The sequence below is a fragment of the Bacillus arachidis genome (assembly GCF_030285945.1).
Taxonomy (GTDB): Bacteria; Bacillota; Bacilli; order Bacillales; family Bacillaceae_G; genus Bacillus_A; species Bacillus_A arachidis.
This window is the reverse complement of record NZ_CP127376.1, coordinates 3,986,547-4,004,560: the sequence shown is the minus strand read 5'-3', so window position 1 is coordinate 4,004,560 and position 18,014 is coordinate 3,986,547. Positions and strand designations below refer to the sequence as shown.

At 36.7% G+C, this 18,014-nt stretch carries 17 protein-coding genes; 14 read left to right on the top strand and 3 right to left on the bottom strand.

What is annotated here, in order from left to right; translation table 11 throughout:
* The first annotated feature begins 12 nt into the window (after positions 1-12).
* The 7 genes from QRY57_RS22240 (at position 13) to uvrC (ending at position 8,098) form a co-directional block, all read left to right on the top strand.
* A complete protein-coding gene (locus tag QRY57_RS22240; protein WP_349775665.1) occupies positions 13-891 on the top strand; it encodes a lysylphosphatidylglycerol synthase transmembrane domain-containing protein in 879 nt (292 codons plus the stop codon).
* A complete protein-coding gene (locus QRY57_RS22235; RefSeq protein WP_286016113.1) occupies positions 879-2,354 on the top strand; it encodes an alkaline phosphatase family protein in 1,476 nt (491 codons plus the stop codon). The genes QRY57_RS22240 and QRY57_RS22235 overlap by 13 nt, the downstream gene beginning before the upstream one ends.
* Positions 2,351-3,097 (top strand): glycosyltransferase family 2 protein, encoded by a 747-nt coding sequence (locus QRY57_RS22230; protein ID WP_286016112.1) that lies wholly within the window; start codon positions 2,351-2,353, stop codon positions 3,095-3,097. Before QRY57_RS22235 ends, QRY57_RS22230 begins: the two co-directional genes overlap by 4 nt.
* A gap of 63 nt (positions 3,098-3,160) precedes the next feature.
* On the top strand, positions 3,161-3,916 hold the full coding sequence (locus QRY57_RS22225) for a hypothetical protein (protein ID WP_286016111.1): 756 nt from the start codon (positions 3,161-3,163) through the stop codon (positions 3,914-3,916).
* A gap of 18 nt (positions 3,917-3,934) precedes the next feature.
* Complete coding sequence (locus tag QRY57_RS22220; protein WP_026593571.1) at positions 3,935-4,840, top strand: FTR1 family iron permease; 906 nt, start codon at positions 3,935-3,937, stop codon at positions 4,838-4,840.
* A gap of 48 nt (positions 4,841-4,888) precedes the next feature.
* Positions 4,889-6,298 carry a hypothetical protein gene (locus QRY57_RS22215; protein WP_349775681.1) on the top strand — a complete coding sequence of 470 codons (1,410 nt, stop codon included), beginning with the start codon at positions 4,889-4,891 and terminating at the stop codon, positions 6,296-6,298.
* Between the two features lie 15 nt (positions 6,299-6,313).
* A complete protein-coding gene (gene uvrC, locus QRY57_RS22210; RefSeq protein ID WP_286016109.1) occupies positions 6,314-8,098 on the top strand; it encodes an excinuclease ABC subunit C in 1,785 nt (594 codons plus the stop codon).
* Between the two features lie 123 nt (positions 8,099-8,221).
* Here uvrC and QRY57_RS22205 read toward each other — a convergent pair whose 3' ends face one another.
* Positions 8,222-8,671: a YslB family protein gene (locus tag QRY57_RS22205; protein ID WP_026593568.1), complete on the bottom strand. Its 450-nt coding sequence runs from the start codon at positions 8,669-8,671 to the stop codon at positions 8,222-8,224.
* A 311-nt stretch (positions 8,672-8,982) separates the two neighbouring features.
* Between QRY57_RS22205 and sdhC the strand changes: the two genes are divergently transcribed.
* The 4 genes from sdhC (at position 8,983) to QRY57_RS22185 (ending at position 12,892) form a co-directional block, all read left to right on the top strand.
* Positions 8,983-9,609, top strand: coding sequence for a succinate dehydrogenase cytochrome B558 (gene sdhC / locus QRY57_RS22200; protein WP_026593567.1), 627 nt, complete (start codon positions 8,983-8,985; stop codon positions 9,607-9,609).
* Positions 9,610-9,622: 13 nt separating this feature from the next.
* Positions 9,623-11,416 (top strand): succinate dehydrogenase flavoprotein subunit, encoded by a 1,794-nt coding sequence (gene sdhA, locus QRY57_RS22195; RefSeq protein ID WP_090687737.1) that lies wholly within the window; start codon positions 9,623-9,625, stop codon positions 11,414-11,416.
* Entirely contained in the window at positions 11,409-12,170 is a 762-nt protein-coding gene (gene sdhB / locus QRY57_RS22190; RefSeq protein ID WP_286016108.1) for a succinate dehydrogenase iron-sulfur subunit, read from the top strand. The genes sdhA and sdhB overlap by 8 nt, the downstream gene beginning before the upstream one ends.
* Before the next feature lie 275 nt (positions 12,171-12,445).
* Complete coding sequence (locus QRY57_RS22185) at positions 12,446-12,892, top strand: acyl-CoA thioesterase (protein ID WP_090687732.1); 447 nt, start codon at positions 12,446-12,448, stop codon at positions 12,890-12,892.
* A 144-nt stretch (positions 12,893-13,036) separates the two neighbouring features.
* Here QRY57_RS22185 and QRY57_RS22180 read toward each other — a convergent pair whose 3' ends face one another.
* Both QRY57_RS22180 and QRY57_RS22175 read right to left on the bottom strand, forming a co-directional pair.
* On the bottom strand, positions 13,037-13,816 hold the full coding sequence (locus tag QRY57_RS22180) for a M15 family metallopeptidase (protein WP_286016107.1): 780 nt from the start codon (positions 13,814-13,816) through the stop codon (positions 13,037-13,039).
* A gap of 372 nt (positions 13,817-14,188) precedes the next feature.
* The gene (locus QRY57_RS22175) at positions 14,189-15,016 is read right to left on the bottom strand and encodes a 5'-nucleotidase, lipoprotein e(P4) family (protein WP_286016106.1); all 828 of its coding nucleotides are present in this window, start codon (positions 15,014-15,016) and stop codon (positions 14,189-14,191) included.
* A 302-nt stretch (positions 15,017-15,318) separates the two neighbouring features.
* On the opposite strand from QRY57_RS22175, the gene QRY57_RS22170 reads away from it, so the two are divergent.
* The 3 genes from QRY57_RS22170 to QRY57_RS22160 all read left to right on the top strand — a co-directional run bounded on the left by QRY57_RS22170 (position 15,319) and on the right by QRY57_RS22160 (position 17,975).
* Entirely contained in the window at positions 15,319-16,203 is an 885-nt protein-coding gene (locus QRY57_RS22170; protein WP_286016105.1) for an ABC transporter ATP-binding protein, read from the top strand.
* Between the two features lie 2 nt (positions 16,204-16,205).
* On the top strand, positions 16,206-17,426 hold the full coding sequence (locus QRY57_RS22165) for an ABC transporter permease (RefSeq protein ID WP_090687724.1): 1,221 nt from the start codon (positions 16,206-16,208) through the stop codon (positions 17,424-17,426).
* Positions 17,427-17,543: 117 nt separating this feature from the next.
* Entirely contained in the window at positions 17,544-17,975 is a 432-nt protein-coding gene (locus QRY57_RS22160; RefSeq protein WP_026593559.1) for an Rrf2 family transcriptional regulator, read from the top strand.
* The last annotated feature ends 39 nt before the right edge of the window (positions 17,976-18,014 follow it).

The window sequence follows — 18,014 nt, the reverse complement described above, 5'->3', positions numbered from 1 at the left end:
TGTGGTATTTTTTTGTTATGTGTTTTCTTTGTCATATCGTGGAAATCGTTTGAAGCGTCTTCTTTGTGGAAACAACTATATGGATTATGGAAACATCCTGGTGCGGTAGTGCTTCTTATCATGATATATGGTGTTGCATTTTTCTTTCGTGCTTATGCATGGAAGTTATATCTTCACCATCATATTACAATGAAAGAGTCTTTATATGGATTGTTTTATAGTTTGTTTATTAATCATGTTTCTCCTTTGAAAGTAGGGGACGCTATTCGCATTGCGATTATTACAAAAGAAAAGAAAGTGACATTAGGAGAAGCGACACAATCAGTTGTTGTGCTCCGTATATTAGATTTGCTTATCCTTGGTATATTTGGAGCCGTAGGGATGTTTATACTGTGGGGAGATATTTTGTTAAATGCTCCCGTTATCCTTGCTTGTATATGTATTGGAATTGGTATGTTGTTTCTTGTGCATAAGAAAGCACCGCAATTTGTAGAGAATCAGTGGAAGCAATTAAAGGCAGGTTTGTTTACAATACAAGGGATCATCATTATCTTGCTGATTGTAATAAGCTGGATTTGCGAAGCTTTTGTTATATATGAAATTGCGAGTTCTCTTACATTTATACAAGCGATTTGGGTCAATAGCGTGACCATCGCGGGGCAAGTATTTCAATTAACGCCAGGCGGTATTGGGACATATGAAACGGTAATGACGTTTGCGTTAAGAGCGCTTGGGGTAGAATCGGTCGAGGCGTATGAATGGTCATTAATGAGTCATGGATTTAAGTTTATATTTTCTTATGGTGTGGGCGCACTTTTACTCGTTTTATACCCAATGGAATTGCGCTCACTTGTTAGTCCGAAGGGGGAAAACATCCGGTGGAAGAAGTGAAAAAGGCATCAAAATTTGAAAAGGTAGCGGCCCGCTGCTGGAACTTGCTGAATGAAGGGAAACCATTTACACCGATTTTTGTATTCGGCACATTTTTATTGTTTTCCATCTCGCAGTTTGGACAACCTGGTTTTATTCCAGCATTTTTTAGCAGTTTTGTCCTCATTGTACCTTTACTTGTTTTATATTATTTGTTTGATTTTCCATTGTTTTTACGAAATTATTTATGGTTTCCGTTTATCGCCTATTTAATTGTATTTAAGGTAGTTCATTTACCATTATTCTTTTTGGCATTGGGATTATATTTCTTCTTTACAATTTTATTTTGGGGAACATTATATTATCATCTGCGGATTGGGACATCATGGTTGAACTTTACACGATTTTGGAAACTTGTGTTAAAAAATAGTGATTCTACAAGTGGGAATGCACAAGAACAAATGCCAAAGTTTTTACTATTACTGTCGCTTTGGTATTACTACTACGAGTTCTTCCGAGAAGACGGTACATTTAGTGGTGTAGATTGGAAAACGCTTCTTATATTTTACGGTGCTCTTCTCGTATATACACTTATATTGCATCGTAATTTATTTGATTGGCAGCCGAAAGCAATTCCTACTTATACGCAAAATATGCCTGAGAATGAAAAGGCATTAAATGAAAAAGTAGTCGTGATTGTGATTGACGGTATGCGAAAAGATCGTTTTGAGGCGGCGCATACACCGTATTTAGATTCACTTCGAAAACAAGGGACCGAGTTTTTAAATATGGAAACGGTATATCCAGCTCGTACGGTTGTATGTTTCTCCTCTATGTTTACAGGAACGTATCCATTTGAGCATGGTATTAAATCGAATATGGTTTGGAAGCATGGAGTGAATGTAGAGAGTATTTTTGATTCTCTTCGTAAAGTAGATAAAACAGGGAAAATGTTGGCGGTTGCGCATCTAGTCGATGCATTTGGCGATGATGTGGAAACATTTACGGCTGTAATGAAAAATGATGTTGTTGACTCGAAAATTATGGAGAAAGCAAGAAAGGTTATGGATGAACAAGATCCTGATTTATTTATCGTCCAGCTAATTTCTACAGATCAAACAGGTCATAGCCGCGGCGTGTTATATGATGAATATTTACAAAAGATTCATGAAGCAGATCAGCATGTGAAGCGGTTTATTGAGCATTTAGAGAAAACAGGAAAAGCAGAAAATACGACGTTCATTATTTGCGCAGACCATGGGCAAGCGGATGGAATTGGTGGTCATGGTCATTTAGACGAGGGCGAGCGGTTTGTACCATTCTTTATGTACGGTCCTCATATTGCTCAAGGTATAAAAGTAGAAGAGAAGAAAAGTCTTGTTTCTATAGCACCTACAATTGCATACTTGTTAGGAGCGCCGTATCCATCCCATAGTCGTGGACCTGTATTAGTAGAAGCGTTAAAGGAGCAGGAACAGAAATGAAAGTAATTGTTTTTATACCAGCCTTAAATGAAGAGGATTCTATTGCGCATGTCATTCAAAAGGTGCCGCGTCATTTTCATCCAAATGTAACGGTAGAAGTACTTGTCATCGATGATGGATCAACGGATCGGACCGTAGCTGTTGCAAAAGAAGCGGGGGCGGAACATATCGTTTCTTTTGCAAAAAACGGCGGACTTGGTGCAGCTGTCCGAGCAGGTTTGCAGGAGAGTTATCGACTTGGTGCTGATATTAGTGTAATGATTGATGCTGATGATGAATACCCAGCTGATGAAATTCCGAATGTACTGGAGCCTATTTTTGCAGGAGAAGCAGATTATACGATGGGTTCTCGTTTTCGCGGAACAATTCGAGGAATGAGATTACATCGACGTCTTGGGAATTACTGCTTTACGATGTTGCAATGTTTGTTACTAAGGAAGTGGATTCGAGATGGGCAATCCGGTATGCGAGCCTTTTCTAGACAAGCAATGGAGCATGGAGAAATTATTCACGATTATAACTATGCTCAAGTTATTACTTTGAATTTAGTACGAAAAGGGTTTCGAGTACAGGAAGTTCCGATTACGTATAAAGTGCGAGAAACAGGAGAGTCGTTCATCTCTTTTCGGAAGTATATGACGCGTGTATTTCCAGCGATTTGGAAAGAAATGACACGTCCGGTAGAGAAAGTTACGATTGACTATGCTGCACATGTATTAATAGAAGATAAGAAATGCTCATAACGGGCCTTTCTTATCTTGACAATAAAAATGATAATAATTATCATTAACTCGGGAGGAACTTTCGTGAAAAAAATCATTATGTCATTATTTGTTAGTATTTTCTTAATATTCTCAATTCAAACAAGTGCATTTGCTTATTCGTATGGAAATCCGAACGAAGAAAAAGTTGCTGAAGCATATAAACAAATGGTTACAAAGCTAGATGAAAATCCGGCAAACTTTAATGAAGCGAAAAAAGCATATGAAAATGTACAAGAAGAAATTGATCAGCACATGGGAAAAGAACCTTCTAAAGCAATGATGAAGGACTTTGATAAACAAAATAAAGAAGATATTATTGCTGATATGCAAAAAATTCTTGCGCTTAATATTAATCGTCGTTTAACAAATGTTGATGAGAAATTTAAAGACTATGATACAAGTAAGCGTTTATTAGCAAAAGCATTCGCTACATATGAAGCGTTATCGCCAGTTGTTGGTGAACGAAATAAAGAGTTAGATACAAAGGTAAAAGATGAATTTAATAAAGCATTAGATTCATTAGGAAACCCAGGATTATTTGGAGTAGGTCAAAAGGAAGCAAATCATGATGCTTTCAAGAAAAGTAAAGATGTGATTTTAACAAGTTTACAAAAAGAGTTTAAAATTAAAGATTTTAAAGTGGGGCACTTTGATGCGAGCGGAAAAGAAGAAGCTTCAGAGAACACAGGTAAAACAGAATGGACAGATTTAAGTAACTTGAAAAACTGGGCTCCAATTGTAGTCATTGTACTTATACTTGTTGGGGTCATTGTATATGCTGTGAGAAAACGTAAGTAAGGATGAGGAGGAAGAGCGATGCAGCTTCAGGCATTTCTCATTACATTTCGTGAAGTATTAGAAGCGTTGCTTATTGTTGGGATTATTACAACATATTTAAAGCGTACAGATAGTAAGCAGTTTGTGAAATATGTTTGGTTAGGAGCAGGGCTTGCGGTTGTAGCGAGTTATATTGTCGCTCTTGTCTTCCAAGTTGTGTTTACTGGTTTTGCTGCTATGGGTAGCGAAATGTATTTGAAGATATCTATTATTTTTATTTCGGCCATTTTACTTACACAAATGGTATTTTGGATGGCGGAACATAGTAAAAATATGCAAGCAAATATGGAAAATAAAATGAGTAAGTATATTACAACAGGAAACATAATTGGAATGGTCGTGCATTCGTTTCTTGTTGTACTTCGAGAAGGTGTTGAAACAGTATTTTTCTTCGCGGCTATTACAGGTGGAAATATTGGAGCGGCGATGCAAGGCTGGGGAGCTATTACAGGCTTGCTCGTTGCAGCTGGTGTTAGTTACCTATTCTTTAAAGGGACGATGCGTATTTCACTTAAAGTATTCTTTAAAGTAACAGGCGCATTTATCGTTTTAATTGCAGCTGGTCTTCTTGTACAGGGTGTTGCCATGCTTCAGGATTTAAAAATACTCGGCAGCGTTATGCCACATGTATACGATATTACATGGTTATTACCAGAACATCCAATTGATTATGCTCACTATTTGCGTGACCATGGTACTGCACCACTTCTTTCCGGTGATATTGGTATTTTCTTGAAAGCCTTTTTAGGATATTCATCGATGCCATCTCTTGAAGAGGTGCTCGTGTATATTGGATATTTTGTTGTGTTATATATGTTAATCATCTTTAAAAAACCTGTTAAAAAAAAGCAAGCAGTGATCGAAGAAAATAAATCAGTAAGCTAAAAAGTACAAGGAGTTTTCCTTGTACTTTTTTTGCAGAAAGGAAATATGATGAAACAAATATTACGTATATGGGCAGTTATTCTGTTTACTAGTGCGATTTGTATTCGATTTTTCTATGTGAGCCCGTTTGCGGCGACGTGGGACGAAGTCGATTTTACGCTTGCATTAAAGCAATACGACATATTAGCGATGCAGCCCCATTTTCCAGGTTATCCTTTTTTTATTTTAGGGGGAATGATAACGCATGTTTTTATAGAAAACCCTGTGCAATCGTTAGGGGTTTTTAATGCCATCATGGCACTCGGCGCAGCTTTTCCGATGTATTGGCTTGCGCGCCATTATGTAAGTAAAACGGGCGCTCTTATTGTTGTAGCTGTTTTACAAACGAGCGGTTATTTCTCTCTTTTAATAGTGCAGCCTATGTCAGAGGGCGCAGCATTAGCAATCGTATGGTGGTATATATGGAGTATAGAACGAGCTTTTCGTACAAAGAATTTTCAAGCTCAATTTTGGCCAGTCATCTTTTTTGCGCTATTAATGGGTATACGCTTATCATATGCACCATTTGGGATAGCACTTGTTTTGTTATTATGGCAGCAATGGCATGAAGAAAAATGGCGGTTTATAATCTTATTTTGTACAACTGTTCTGTCACAGCTAGTTTGGGTTTATGCTCTTATTTGGAACATTGGTGGAATAACGGGATTGTGGAAAATTTCTTTCGGATTTGTAGAAGGCCATTTTACTGAGTGGGGCGGAGCGGTTACAGAAACGGGTGAACCACTTATTTCACGTCTCTTCCGTTTATTTTCCGAAAACATTGTTTTTGCAGGAATAGGTATACACTCCTACTATCTGACAGGTTTCTTTCTTTTCTTTTTGTTTCTATTTGTTTTACAATGGAAGAACATACGTTGCTATCCCAAGGCTTTAATCGCTATTGGAAGTTTTTATTTTCTTTGGAATTTACTTGGACAAAATATTGATAAACCCCGTCATTCGTATCCGATTGTAGCGATGTTCCTTTGCGTACTTGCTATTTCGTGGTTGAAAAAACATCGTGGTATTGTATTGCTGTTATTTGCAACAAGCCAATTTATAGTGAGTATACCGCTTATGAAAGAACAACAAGTGGAGGTACCGGCGACGTATCAGCTTGCATCCTATTTAGAGGGCAAAGAGCAGCCATTTATTGTATACACGTGGGAAGAGACGAGGGTTATGGAATACTTGCAGATGCCGTATGAACATAAACGTTTCTACACATATGACTATTTTTTACAGGACAAAAAATATCATAAAAATGATACGATATATGTTACAAATCATCTTATTGAAGGATTCCAAAAGCAAGGGATCGATATAAAAGGACGGATGGAACAAGTAGCTGTCTTTCGTTCTAATCCATTATTTGATCCTATTTATCATAAAATAGTGTTATATAAGTGGAAAAAATGAGAGAGGAGAAAGCGAGTGCACGAGCATTTAAAAGAAAAATTAGCGATTTTACCAGATCAACCAGGTTGTTACTTAATGAAAGATAGGCAAGGAACAGTTATATATGTCGGGAAGGCAAAGGTGCTCAAAAATCGTGTGCGCTCGTATTTTACTGGATCACATGATGGAAAGACACTCCGTCTTGTTGGAGAAATTGTTGATTTTGAATATATTGTTACCTCCTCGAATTTGGAGGCGCTCATTTTAGAATTAAATTTAATTAAAAAATATGATCCAAAATATAATATTCAATTAAAGGACGATAAAACATATCCATTTATTAAAATTACAGCTGAAAAACAGCCACGTTTGCTTATTACGAGAAATGTAAAAAAGGATAAAGGGAAGTATTTTGGTCCGTATCCAAATGCGCAGTCAGCTCATGAAACGAAAAAGCTGTTAGACCGCATGTATCCGCTCCGTAAGTGCGCAAACATGCCGGATAAAGTTTGTTTATATTATCATATGGGACAATGTTTAGCACCTTGTGTAAAAGAGGTAACCGATGAAAAAAATCAAGAAATTGTTGATGAAATTGTTAAGTTTTTAAACGGTGGACATAAAGAAGTTCGTTCAGAATTGGAAAAGAAAATGTATGAAGCATCGGAAAAATTAGAGTTTGAACGTGCAAAAGAATTAAGAGATCAAATTGCCCATATGGATGCGATTATGGAAAAGCAGAAGATGATTATGAGCGACTTAGTTGACCGTGATGTGTTTGGTTATGCGGTTGATAAAGGTTGGATGTGCGTGCAAGTTTTCTTTGTTCGAAAAGGTAAGTTAATCGAGCGCGATGTCTCTATGTTTCCAATTTATGATGAGCCTGAAGAAGGATTTTTAACATTTATCGGTCAATTTTATGAACAAAACAATCATTTTAAACCAAAAGAAATTGTAGTACCAGGAAGTATTGATCCTGAATTAGTAGAGCGTTTTTTAGAGGTGGATGTAACGCAGCCGAAACGCGGAAAGAAAAAAGAACTCGTTGAATTAGCAAATAAGAATGCGAAGATTGCTTTAGGAGAGAAGTTTTATTTAATTGAGCGTGATGAAGAGCGGACGATTAAAGCGGTTGAAAATTTAGGTAAGAAACTTGATATTGAAACGCCGTATCGTATTGAAGCATTTGATAACTCAAATATCCAAGGGACGAATCCAGTTTCAGCAATGATTGTCTTTATTGATGGAAAACCAACGAAAAAAGAGTATCGAAAATATAAGATAAAGACAGTTCAAGGGTCAGATGATTATGAATCGATGCGAGAGGTTGTACGCCGCCGATATACTCGTGCATTGAAAGAGAATTTACCACTACCGGATTTAATTGTGATTGATGGTGGGAAAGGACACCTTGCAGCTGCTAGTGATGTGCTTGAAAATGAACTTGGATTATATATCCCAATGGCTGGACTTGTTAAGGATGATAAGCACCGTACATCGCACTTAATAATTGGTGACCCTCCTGAACCTGTTATCCTTGAAAGGAATAGCCAAGAATTTTATTTATTACAGCGTATTCAAGATGAAGTACACCGATTTGCGATTACGTTCCATCGTCAGCTTCACGGGAAATCTGTTATTCAATCTGCCTTAGATGGGATTCCTGGAGTAGGAGAAAAACGGAAAAAGGTATTGTTAAAACATTTTGGTTCGTTAAAAAAAATGAAAGAAGCTACTGTGACAGAATTTGTCGAAGCCGGAATGCCGCAAAATGTTGCAGAAACCATTTATTCCTATTTAACAAATAAGAAGACGTTGTAGTTTACAATGTCTTCTATTGTTTGATATAATTTCAGAAGATTAAAAATGATCAAAAGTGAATGAATATACAAAAGTGAAAAAGTCAACTAAACCTATATGTCTAGTTGACTGTTAATGTGGATTCTACACTTCAACAGGATCTTTTACGTCCCATTTTACAAGGAATGTGATTGAATCCGAACGTTTTTTTTGCTCTTCATATGACTCTGCAACAACATTTCGTTGCTTTTGAATTTGTTCTGCAACAAATCCAGTTTCTAATTGGTAGGAAGAATGTCTACTTTGCTTTTGACGCTCTGCAATGAGCGGGCTTGTTAGTTGAAAATGCATTTCGCGACGTTTATGCTCGATAATGTTCAAACGGCCCCAGCCAGCTTTTTCAAAAAAGTGAATGACTTCTTCAATTGTCTCTAGCGGATATTTTCGTGCTAGGTTTCTACCAGCCCAGTATAAAATGTCATCTAATTCTTTTCCAATTAAGTCAGGTAGTACTTCTTCACGCAGCAGTTCATAAGCGAAGGCGTTCAATGAAACATCTTCTAAAGATGCTATATCAATTGTATTTTTGCTCACAATATTCCCCTCTTTCTATAGAAATTATTATATAACATTTCCCATTTATAAAAACAGAACTTTCTTTGAGAAAATCTGAATATATAGGAAGAAAAAAAGAATCGGCAAATTATATGCAAATTATGTACAAATTATGTATACGTTTTCTTGACGCTTCGACAAAAATAGGAGTAAAATGAATTTGGTATCAAATTATGCTGAAATATTTCGAATAATTTTTTCAGTTTTTCTTATAGCAATAGTGAAAAAACATTATTGTTATAAACTAATCTGAAAGCAGCAGTTAAACATTCAAGGGGGGTAATGGGGACATGAAAGGCCGCGAGTATACGTTTCGCAAGTGGCACTCATTAATGGGAGTCATCCCGGTTGGTGTCTTTTTGACGCAACATTTAGTAGTAAACAATTTTGCAACAAGAGGAGCAGAGGCTTTTAACAAAGCTGCTCATTTTATGGAGCTCCTTCCATTCCGGTATGCGCTAGAAATTTTTGTCATCTTTTTACCGATACTGTACCATGCTATATATGGATTATATATTGCATTTACAGCTAAGAACAATGCGACATCTTATAGTTATTTCCGTAACTGGATGTTCGTTTTCCAACGAATTTCAGGTATCATCACGCTGATTTTCATAGCTTGGCACGTTTGGCAAACTCGTATTCAAGCAGCATTAGGAGAACAGGTAAATTATGATATGATGGCAGATATTTTAGGTAATCCAGCTATGTTTGGCTTCTATTTAGTTGGTGTTGTATCAACAATTTTCCACTTTGCAAATGGACTATGGACATTCTGCATTAGCTGGGGAATTACAGTATCGCCACGTTCACAACGTATCTCTACTTATGTAACATTAGCTATTTTCTTAGGTTTATCTTATGTAGGTGTGAGTGCATTATTAGCGTTCATCGATCCACAGCTAGCAAATCAGTAAGGAGTGGGAGAGCATGAAAGGGAAACTTATAGTAGTCGGTGGTGGATTAGCCGGCTTAATGGCAACGATTAAGGCAGCAGAAGCAGGAGTAAACGTGGAACTGTTCTCTTTAGTACCAGTAAAACGTTCGCATTCTGTATGTGCACAAGGTGGTATTAACGGTGCCGTAAATACAAAAGGTGAAGGGGATTCCCCGTGGATCCACTTTGACGATACAATTTATGGTGGTGACTTCCTAGCGAACCAACCACCAGTTAAAGCAATGTGTGAAGCAGCACCTGGTATTATTCATTTAATGGACCGTATGGGTGTTATGTTTAACCGCACAGAAGAAGGACTTCTTGATTTCCGCCGCTTTGGAGGAACACAACATCATCGTACAGCATTCGCCGGTGCAACAACTGGTCAACAATTATTGTACGCATTAGATGAGCAAGTACGTCGTCATGAAGTAGCAGGACTTGTAACAAAATATGAGGGTTGGGATTTCTTACGAGCTGTTATCGATGATGAAGGTGTATGCCGCGGAATCGTTGCACAAGACTTACAAACTATGGAGATTAAAAGTTTCCGAGCTGATGCTGTGATTATGGCAACAGGGGGCCCTGGTATCATCTTTGGAAAATCAACAAACTCTATTATCAACACAGGTACAGCAGCATCTGCTGTATATCAACAAGGTGCATATTATGCGAATGGTGAGTTCATTCAAATTCACCCAACAGCAATTCCTGGGGACGATAAGTTACGTCTAATGAGCGAATCTGCACGTGGTGAGGGTGGACGCGTTTGGACGTATAAAGACGGTAAGCCTTGGTACTTCTTAGAAGAGAAATACCCTGCATACGGAAATCTTGTGCCTCGTGATATCGCAACGCGTGAAATTTTTGACGTGTGTGTTGAGCAAAAACTAGGTATTAATGGTGAAAACATGGTATATCTAGATCTTTCTCATAAAGATCCGAAAGAACTAGATATTAAACTTGGTGGAATTATTGAAATCTATGAAAAGTTCACAGGTGATGATCCTCGTAAACTACCGATGAAAATCTTCCCAGCTGTTCATTATTCAATGGGCGGACTATGGGTTGATTATAAGCAAATGACAAGTATTCCAGGTTTATTTGCAGCAGGTGAGTGTGATTACTCTATGCACGGTGGTAACCGATTAGGTGCGAACTCATTATTATCAGCGATTTATGGCGGTATGGTAGCAGGACCAAACGCGATTGAATATATGAAAGGTCTTTCAAAGTCATCTGATGCTGTTTCATCAGCTACTTATGAGCAAAATGAGCTAATCGAAACAGAGAAATTTAACAATATTTTAACGTTAGATGGTAATGAAAATGCATATGTTCTGCATAAAGAGCTTGGAGAATGGATGACAGATAACGTAACAGTAGTTCGTGAAAATAAAAAGCTATTAGAAACAGATGCGAAAATCGTAGAGTTAATGGAGCGTTATAAGCGCATTAACATTAATGATACAGCAAAATGGAGTAACCAAGGTGCTTCGTTTACACGCCAACTGGCAAACATGTTTGAATTAGCTCGTGTTATTACAATTGGTGCATATAACCGTAATGAAAGCCGCGGTGCACATTATAAACCAGAATTCCCAAATCGTGATGATGCGAACTTCTTAAAAACGACAATGGCGAAGTTTGAAGGAGAAGGAAATGCACCAGCATTCCATTACGAAGACGTTGATGTTTCATTAATCAAACCACGTAAGCGTGACTATTCTTCCAAACATGATGTAGCTGCTAAGGGTGAAGAGAAGGGGGATAAACAACATGTCTGAGAAAACAATCCGCCTCATCATTACACGGCAAGATGGACCAGATGCGCAACCGTTTGATCAGGAGTTTGAAATTCCATATCGTCCAAATATGAATATTATTTCGGCTCTTATGGAAATTCGTCGTAATCCTGTCGATGCAAAAGGAAACCATACAACTCCTGTTGCGTGGGATATGAACTGTTTAGAAGAAGTATGTGGTGCTTGTTCTATGGTAATTAACGGTAAACCGCGTCAATCATGTACAGCGCTTATCGATAAATTAGAACAACCAGTTCGTATCAAACCGATGAAGACATTCCCGGTAGTGCGTGATTTACAAGTTGATCGTAGCCGTATGTTTGATGCTTTAAAACGTGTGAAAGCTTGGGTTCCAATTGATGGTACGTATGACTTAGGACCAGGACCAAGAATGCCAGAGAAAAAGCGTCAATGGGCATATGAACTTTCAAAATGTATGACATGTGGTGTTTGCTTAGAATCATGTCCGAACGTAAACAGTAAATCTGACTTTATCGGACCAGCACCGCTTTCACAAGCTCGCTTGTTCAATTCACATCCAACTGGTGAAATGCATAAAGCAGAACGCTTACGTGCAATTATGGGTGATGGCGGCCTTGCGAACTGTGGTAACTCACAAAACTGTGTGCAATCATGTCCGAAAGGTATTCCATTAACAACTTCAATTGCAGCATTAAACCGTGATACAACAATTCAGTCGTTTAAAGACTTCTTTGGTAGCGACAATAACTATTAATAAATATTGCCTCTTCGAATCGAAGAGGCAATATTTATATAAAGTATAAATTGAAAACAAACATTAGACCTTTCTTTTAGGAGAGAGAGGATCCAATCATGCATAGAAGCGATTTGGATTGAAAAATGGGTGATGGCTTTTTTGTTATTTATAGCAGCGACTGATATGTTGGAAGATCAAAACGAATATATATGAATTTATACCGCTTTAATTTTTTGTTTATTCTGAAATATACTGTGTTACTTATTAGAATAAAAGAAAAAGGAGAGAAAGGCATGAAGAAGATTTCTTACATTGAAGGTTTTGAGAAATGGGAACAGGATTTTTCATTTTATATTCCTATTAAAGTTCGTTTTTGTGAAACAGATATGTTTGGACATATGAATAATGGCGTTGCTTTTACATATTTTGAAGAAGCACGTATCGAGTTTTTTAAAGAGCTTGGTTTTATGCAAGAATGGACACATGAAGCATCAGAAACAATGATTGTTGTCGCTGACTTACAATGTAATTTCTTGAAACAAATTTTCTTCGATGAACATTTAAAGGTATATATAAAAGCTGAAACAGTTGGGAATTCTTCTTTAGATTTACACTATATGGTAAAAAATGAGGCGGGAGAAGTTTGTTTGGTAGGGCGCGGGGCAATGGTGCAAGCCTCAAAGAAAACGGGAAAAGGGATGCCTTGGCCCCAAGAATGGAAACAAAAGTTACTACAATAAAGTGAGATGTGAATTGAGTAGACACATATAAAAATAATAATGCTGGCGGAGGATGTATGAAAAGAAATAAAAGTAGAAAACATATTATATTTGGTTAATATGTTTTCTACTTTATTTTTTACGTCTTGATAAGAGGAAAATCTCTTATTTTTTTGCACCCATGGCCTCTTCTAATGTTAGGTGATGTTTATGTAAGTAAGTAGCATATGGCTTCCCTACATAGCGAAGATGCCACGGTTCATATGAATATTCCGTTATATCTGTTTTATCTTCTAAATAGCGAATGACGAAGCCAAATTCATGGGCATGTGCTGCCACCCATTTTCCTTCCTCAGTTTCACCGAAAATAGGTTCTAATTGATAACTTGCAGACTTAGAACTAATGTCCATTGCAAGTCCTGTTTGATGTTCGCTTGTTCCAGGAACTGCGCTAACTGAATCCGCCTCAGCTTTTCCTTGACGTTTTATGTACATATTATGTAATGACTGTTGACGCTTATAAGAACGATAACCTGATACAGCAGTAAGCTCTAGTCCTTGTTGCTTTGCTGCATGGAACATTTTTTCCAGAGCTGCCGCAGCATCTTTACGAAGTAATGTTTTTTCTTTGTCTTTTGGATATGCAAATGAAACATCCGGTTTTGTGAGATCATCTGGCGCATAACCATCTGGTAATTTGCGATGTTTATTTACTAAAACGAGTGGTGAATCTGGATTTGTAACAAGAGAAAAATCTTCATCTATTTTTTTAGCAGTATGAGTTGCTTTTGGGAATACTGGAATCTCTTCTTTTGGGTGTTCAATATGTTTTTGTGTTTCGACAGCTTTCGCATCATTTTGTAGTGGAGATTTTGAGCTGAAATAAGCGAAGGATGTGATACCGATTACAATCGCAGTGGCAGAAATAGCAATTACTTTTTTCATAACGCTGTGTAATTTCAGTCCTTTCTTATAATTTGTTTAGCATGTTAATTATAAGTCTAATTTCTATAAAAAGAAATATAAGAGTCGTAAAGTAATAGAATTGCAAAGAATTTGTCAAATAATGTGTGGTTTTGTTGAATTATATTTATATACATACAAATGGAAAAGATAATTCTATTCTTTTTTTGGAATAAAGAGAGGCGTTCGAACATGGATAGAAGCAATCAGTGACCTTTTTAGTATCAGGTTAAGTGAAAACAAAATGAATATAAATTTAAAATAGAAGTTAAGAAAGGAATAAAATAAAAGGATGGCATAAGCCACCCTTTTATCCCACTATTCGCGGGCAGTAGAACCCTACTGATGGAAGGTTCATTTTACTTCAAATGATTTTAAGTTATCGCGACGAATTTTATCTTTTTCTGCATCAGATTTTTTGAAGTTGTAATCATATAGAGTACCTTCCCAATCACCATACATTGGGTTAGGGAAAATGATAAATTTTTCGCCAAATTGTGCTTTTGTTTCTTCAACTGTTTGATTGCGATCTTTTACAGATTTCCCATCAAATCCAGTGAAGTCAGATAAGTTATCACCGAAGAATAGAACGATATCGTGCGATTGTGAAACAAGTTCACGACGTTTTTCTTTCCCTTTTTCTTTCGGATCTTGTAGTAAAATATGTTCTTTTGTTGCTTGTGGAGCACCAACGCGCTCAAGGTTCTTAATCGTTGCATCTAATTGATTTGTCTTACGGTTTGAAATGTAATAAATGTCTACACCTTTAGACTCTGCATATTTTAAGAAATCAATTGCGCCGGGAAGAGCTTCTGCTTCCGCTTTATTAATCCACTCATCCCATTTATAAGGATAGCCTTTTCCTTCTTTCACAGTCATTGCTTGGTGAGGGCTGTTATCTAAAACAGTTTCATCTAAATCTAGTACAATTGCTGGCTTTTTGCTTGTGCCTTTTGCAAGAGCCGCATCAAGCTTTAATTGTCCAATGTTATAGCCTTGATAATACAATGCTTTCGTCTCACCGGCTGTTTGGAACCATAAATCAGCCATTAGCTGCTGGTCTGTTAATTTTACGTTTTCTTCTTTGGCCACAGTTTTCTCAGCTGTTCCTGAACATGCTACAAGCGATGTAGATAGAATGGCTACAGATAATAATGTGGTAATGCCTCTTTTCATCTTCATATGTATCCTCCTTGATGTAAATAAATCATTTAATATTATATATTAAAATATAATGTTATTTATAGGTTTTTTTATGCATTTTTGCATATTGTCCTTTGGGTATATGGCAGTATGCCCTATTTCGATATAATAAGTAAGAAATGGTTTTTGATTTACAATTTTAACTAAATAAAACAAATGGTGGATAGGACAGGGAGTATCATATACGAGAAGTAAAATTGTATGTGTTACTATATTTCACTCTGAATAATCATAATGTTTAGAAGAGAGTAAGGATAATAGAGAAGGGGAGGATGTATACTTTGAGTTTACAAATACAAAACTTAACGAAAATATTTGGTGAATCAAAAGCGGTCAATCAATTACAAATTTCATTACCAAAAGGTGAAGTGTTAGGGCTACTTGGCCGGAATGGTGCAGGAAAAACAACAACAATTAAAATGCTCCTCGGTTTATTAACTCCTAATGAAGGGTCGATTACATGGGAGGGAAAAATGATTTCTGAAAGTGATGTAACGATTGGATATCTTCCAGAAGAAAGAGGACTATATACAAAAAGTAGGGTTATAGATCAACTTCGCTATTTTGGAAGATTAGAAGGAATGACGAAGAAAGAAGTGGACCGTGCGATTGATCAATGGTTAGAAAAACTAGCAATCCCGGAATATAAATATAAAACAGCAGGGGAGCTTTCAAAGGGAAATCAGCAAAAAATCCAATTAATTGCGGCGCTTATTCATGACCCAGAGCTTCTGATTTTAGATGAGCCATTTAGTGGGCTAGATCCGGTGAATGCTGGTATGTTAGCAAATATTATTGAAGAACAAGTACAAAGCGGGAAAACAATTATTTTATCAAGTCATCGAATGGAACAAGTGGAGATGTTTTGCCAGCATGTATGCATTTTGAAAAAAGGAGAAGCAGTTGTAAAAGGAAAGCTAAGCGACATTAAGCAAGAATACGGTTTTCGCAATTTAACAATTGAAGATGCGGTAGAAAATGAACGAGCATTACAAGCCTTACATATTTCGTATGAAAAACAACAAGGACTACTTTATATGAAAGTTCATGATGATGCAGAAGCCTTAACGATTTTAAAAAAATTACAGGAACAAGGTATAAGCTTAAGACAATTTAAAATGTTAGAGCCAACGCTAAACGAAATATTTGTGGAAAGGGCGAAATAACAATGCGTAAATTTTCTCATGTATTTTCATTTTATTTCAGGGAATCATTTCTATCTAAAAAATCATTGATTACGAGTGCGATTTTATTTTTAGTTGTATTTGGTTTAGTAGCTTTTACTCACTTTACTTCTGATAAGGATAAAGGGAAAGATAAAATTGCAGTGGTAACAGAAAGTACCACTTATAAAGTGCAAGAAAGTGATATGAATAAATTACTTCCATCAGCTAAAGTAACTGTGGCACAGAAAGATGAATTTAATGCACTACGTAAGCAGGTGGAAGAAGGGGACTTAGATGGTCTATTCCATATTAAAGAAAAGAATGGCATTCCAGAAGTTACTTATTTGTATAGTGGCTTTCCCAGCGATTCAACAGCTACATTGATGGCAAGTTATTTAAAGGAACAATACACGGCGGTAATGATTGAAAAGAATAATATATCTCCAGAAGTAGCAAGACAATTACAGATGGCGATTCCTATGAAGCAAGAGGCAATAAAAGATCGAGCATCCTCCTTTGGTATTGGCTATGCATTTTCGTTTGCGTTGTATATGTTTATTATTTCGTTTGGAAATGCGATTGGGATAACAATTGCATCTGAAAAAGCATCACGTGTTATGGAACTTATGCTTCCAAAAGTAAAACCGCTTACGATGATGTATGCGAAAATTTTAGCGGTGGTAGCTACGGCTTTATTACAAATTGCTGTACTTGCTTGTGGGTTTATCATTCCGTATTTATTAGGATGGATTGATTTAAATAATGCTTCAATATTTGGACTGTCTTTAGATTTTTCAACTTTAGATACATTAGTTATCAGTATGTTTATTATCTACTTTATTACAGGATATTTACTATATGCGATGTTATATGCAGCGGCTGGAGCAGTTGTATCTAAGTTAGAAGATTTACAATCAGTGGCATTGCCGATTACATTTTTAGGTATGGGGGCATTCTTCATTAGTATGAAGTCACTATTTGATCCAAATAGTACACTGGTTGTAATTAGTTCCTATGTTCCATTCTTTACACCAATGGTTACATTCTCACGTGTTGTTGCTGGTGAAGCAGGCGCTGTAGAGATTAGCGTTACATTAGTAATTTTAGTGGTAACGATTTTAATCATCAATTGGATTGCGAGTCGTATTTTCGTCAATGGTGTTATGAATTACTCTGATAAAGTGAAATTCAAAGATTTAGCTAAATTTATTAAGCGTCAATAAACATAAAAGCATGATTTTCTAAGGGAATCATGCTTTTTCTTTATGCGTAAACAGGAAATAGTATATAATAGTATGTAGCGTCTTTTGACAGAATGAACGTAAAGGAGGGGCGTGCAGATGGGAATTAGTAGCCGTTTTACAGTAGGTGTTCATATGTTAACGTTACTTGCGATAGATCGAAACTCTCGCTGTACCTCTGAATGGATTGCTGGTAGTGTGAATACAAATCCAGTTGTGATTCGCCGCATTACGGGAATGTTGAAGAGAGCGGGCCTTGTTGATGTACAAGCTGGAAAAGGTGGAATGTCACTTGCTCGTGATTTAGATGAAATTACATTACTTGATGTATATAAAGCAGTGGAAGTAGTAGAAGAAGGACATCTATTTTCTTTCCATGAGAATCCCAACATTGAATGTCCAGTAGGAGCTAATATTCAATCCGTACTAGAGATTATATTAATGCAAGCGCAAGAAGCAATGGAAAATGTGCTTGCGAATGTAACAGTTCAGCAGCTTGTTACAAATTTACAATCAAAAATTCAGAAATAAAAAAGCGAGCCCAATATAAGCGGGCTCGCTTTTCTATTT